General features: G+C 58.3%; 5 protein-coding genes. All 5 read right to left on the bottom strand.

All coding sequences use genetic code 11. The annotated features are described in order from the left end of the window. Positions 1–175 precede the first annotated feature (175 nt). Complete coding sequence (locus JN12_RS20280; protein ID WP_145026352.1) at positions 176–574, bottom strand: hypothetical protein; 399 nt, start codon at positions 572–574, stop codon at positions 176–178. A 9-nt stretch (positions 575–583) separates the two neighbouring features. Further along, complete coding sequence (locus tag JN12_RS20275; RefSeq protein WP_145026349.1) at positions 584–1,129, bottom strand: putative phage tail protein; 546 nt, start codon at positions 1,127–1,129, stop codon at positions 584–586. Continuing rightward, on the bottom strand, positions 1,119–2,111 hold the full coding sequence (locus JN12_RS20270) for a baseplate J/gp47 family protein (protein WP_145026346.1): 993 nt from the start codon (positions 2,109–2,111) through the stop codon (positions 1,119–1,121). The genes JN12_RS20275 and JN12_RS20270 overlap by 11 nt, the downstream gene beginning before the upstream one ends. Continuing rightward, positions 2,112–2,474, bottom strand: coding sequence for a phage GP46 family protein (locus tag JN12_RS20265; protein WP_145026342.1), 363 nt, complete (start codon positions 2,472–2,474; stop codon positions 2,112–2,114). Further along, a partial coding sequence (locus tag JN12_RS20260; RefSeq protein ID WP_145026338.1) for a DUF4942 domain-containing protein occupies positions 2,475–2,755 on the bottom strand: 281 nt, incomplete at its 5' end. It abuts the gene before it with no gap.

Genomic DNA, 2,755 nt, shown 5'->3' with positions numbered 1-2,755 from the left:
GTATCTTGGCGACATGGTGGCCTCCTTGAATGAGTTACGCCAGTATGCCATATACCGCAATTAAACGAAATATTAAATGTTAAGTGGTACTAGCCACTGCTGGCAGAGCGGTGATAATGAGCAGCAATAGTGTTAAAAATCCTTGTTTCACGATTGTATCCTCCATAAATTTTAATTAAATAGTTTGCCAGTTGGTGGCATCCTTGGCCAGTTCGCAGCGGTCGCCGGGCAGCAGATCGAGTGTTGCCGCGCCATCAATAGTTTTGGCATCGACTGCATCGATCCGGGCGATACCAGGCCCGAGATTCTTGATTTTATACCGTTTCAGCGCCCCGACAGTGGCGTAGACCGGCAGATGATAGAGTACCGTGGTACCGTTGGCGGGATTGGCAAACAATACTCCGTTGCCTTCAGTCAGGGTGGTTTCTACCGCCGCAGTTACGATGTCGCCGCCGGCGCCGATGACAATGTCCTGCACCGCATTCAGCCAGACCGCCGTGACCTTGGTACCCTTGACGCCGGTGGACGGGTTCCCCTCGTGAAACAGTCCGTCGGCAGAGTCTATCCTTAACATGTCTCCTCCTTATGCCCCTATGAATTCCACAAACGTGTCCGCCGGCTTCAGGTCGTTGAATATCTGCATCAGTACCGCCGCATTCGAGTAACTAAGATAATCTCCGGCCGTGGCCTCGCCGGCGCGGAAAATATAGGCGTTGACCTCCGTGTAATATACCCGCCAGCACCAGTCCGAGTCGTTATCGCCCAGCTCTTCGCCGGCATAGCTCCAGCCCGGCATGAACGGGTGCAACTCCTCCAGGATGATGGTATAGGCGAGCGCCGTGGCGATCTGGACGAAATAGGCACGGTCGAGTCGGCCCAGTTCGGACATCTTCTGCATGATACGGTTTTGCCGGACCAGGAGGGAATCATTCGGAGCCGGAGCCGCCGCGTAGATACGTTCCCAGACTTCCAGTAGGTCGTACGTAGAGTTGGCGAATAGTTCAGCCAACAGTTTAGCGCCGCGATCGGCGGCCAGATCCAGGCGCTTCCCTTCCAGGGCGATATCCTGGTCATGGGTTGCGCCCAGTGCCAGGGGTATCAACGATTTCAGGGCGTCGCTATGTAGCACTGATCACCCCCGGCCTGATGATCTGGGTGCTGGTGGGGACCACGTTGGCGGCGGGCAGGGTAACGGTGACGTCGGTCGCGCCGTTGATGACGGCAATGTTGATCAGCTGGCTCTTGTAGAGCGTCTGGCCGGGGATGAGCCCGTACAGATAGGCGGTGATGTCGGCCGCGGCCTGGGTGGGGTTCCAGGCGCTGCCGGTGCCGGACAGGGTCACTGCCTGGGTCAGGATGGCCGGGGCCAGGGCGCGGGTGTATTTGGCCGTGACCGGCCGCAGGTCGTCGATGTAGTTATGCACCTGGACGGTCAGGGCGTCGATGGCGTAGGCGTTGCCAACGGTGGCGAAAATATCGCTGGAGAGGGTCAGCTGGGTGGCGCTATCAACCGCTGTGACCGTAGCGCTGGTGGTTTTGGTAGTGTTACGGACAATATCTCCCTTGCGCACCGGGTTGGCTACGGCGGTGAAGTTGGCGGCGGCATCCATCAGCTTGCCGGCGGTGATCGTGGTTGCCGTGCCGGCCATGGCGTGGCTGCTGGGGATCTCGCTGCCGGTGGCAACAGCATCGGCCACGATGACCACATCCACCGAGCCGACCCCCTGGCCACTGGGAATGCAGTAGGCGGCCTTGACGTTGGTGATGGCCATGGCCCACTTGACGTAGTCGTATTTATTGCCGCCCGCCGGAGGGCGACGGATATAATCCAGCAGCCGGGCCACCAGGGCGGAGTCGCTCTCGCCGCTCTTGCGGGTGATACCGCGTATCCAGGCGTGATGCTCCAGGTTTTCCGTGGCGGCGGTGTCGGGGAATATCTGGTCGGCGATCCAGCGCTGATGCTGGTAGAGCCCCCAGAACGCCGAGGCTATGGCTGCCGATTTGACGTAGATCAATGACCCCTTGGAGCTGTCGGCGCCGGGGAACTGGTTGATGTAATCGGTCAGGATGGCGTTTAAAAGCTCATCGTATGTCGGCACGGTAAAGGGCATTTAAACCACCTCTTTAAATGTGGTGTAGGTGATGATCCGTCCGTCGGCTTGGGTGGCCGTGACGAGGACGTTCAGTCGGTGCCGGTCGTTGGCGTCGCGCCAGGTCTCGACCCGAATCGCCGTGGCACGGCCGGCGTCGATGATCCATTGCAGGGCCTGCTCGATATCCTGTTTGATCAGGCGGGCCGTGGCCGGGGTATTCTTGAGCCGGGGGCGGTCCGTGAGGCCAAAGGCCGGATCATTCCACCAGGTGCCCTTCTTGATGGCCAAGGAGATGATGATGTTGTTGAGGATGTCCGCCCCCTTGGCGAAGGTCTGGTCGATGGTCCCGGTCCGCTTGTCGTAGGTCAGTTGGAAGTCCATTTACATGGTCCCCGGTGGTGTACCGGTACTGCCGCCCTGCGGGTCGGTGTGGGTATCTCCTGCAATCGCATTGAGCTTTGCCACCAGTCCCGGTTTCAGAAACACCAGGTGCAGATTTCCGTTCAGACAACACCTAAACTTGAAGTAGTCAGTCTTGCCTGTACCATCAGAACTGTCGGTATGGCATCGTACAGTGGGCCATGATAGCTTTTGATTGGTCCCTGACTCCGTGACGGCAAATTCAGCAATTTGAAATTTGCCAGCTGTAACCATTTGAAGTT

Origin of the sequence: Geobacter argillaceus (assembly GCF_007830735.1) — a bacterium.
Taxonomy (GTDB): Bacteria; Desulfobacterota; Desulfuromonadia; order Geobacterales; family DSM-12255; genus Geomobilibacter; species Geomobilibacter argillaceus.
The sequence above is the reverse complement of the archived record's forward strand: the minus strand, read 5'-3'. Positions and strand labels throughout refer to the sequence as shown.

Coding starts and splice junctions, on each gene's coding strand:
- JN12_RS20280 (WP_145026352.1), bottom strand. CDS start 574: ATGTTAAGGATAGACTCTGCCGACGGACTGTTTCACGAGGGGAACCCG.
- JN12_RS20270 (WP_145026346.1), bottom strand. CDS start 2,111: ATGCCCTTTACCGTGCCGACATACGATGAGCTTTTAAACGCCATCCTG.
- JN12_RS20265 (WP_145026342.1), bottom strand. CDS start 2,474: ATGGACTTCCAACTGACCTACGACAAGCGGACCGGGACCATCGACCAG.